This is a genomic window from Pseudomonas sp. PME37.24/025, from assembly GCF_055556615.1.
Window position 1 is genome coordinate 1 of the sequence record NZ_JBVHNK010000049.1, and the last position, 388, is coordinate 388.

A 388-nucleotide genomic window follows, 5' to 3' on the forward strand; every position below is an offset into this window, starting at 1 on the left:
TCTTCCCGACGAACACGCCCCCGGCGCCGCGGATGCGGCCCGAGATGACGCTGTCAGCAGTGGCCACCGTGCCCACGTGGATGCGCGATCCGTGCGTGGTGGGGAGCCCCGCGACATCCATCAGGTCCTTCACCGCGAACGGCAGTCCGTGCAGGGGGCCCATCGAGAGGCCTCGGCAGGTGAGGGCGTCGAGCTCACGAGCACGGTCGATCGCCTCCTCGGGACGGTACGACACGATCGCGTTGACCGACGGGTTGACCTGGTCGATGCGCTCCACGTGGGCGCGCACGACCTCCTCCGACGACACCTCGCGGCGGCGGATCGCCTCGGCCAGGGCGGACGCGGAACGGCGGGTCAGGTGCGACAGGCTCATGCGGCATCCTCGATC

The 388-nt window shown here is 70.6% G+C and carries 1 protein-coding gene; it reads right to left on the reverse strand.

Annotated elements, in window-relative coordinates:
- Positions 1-373: amidase family protein (locus ACZ3HH_RS29435; protein WP_465810034.1), on the reverse strand; the 373-nt coding region annotated here is incomplete at its 3' end.
- Positions 374-388: the final 15 nt, after the last annotated feature.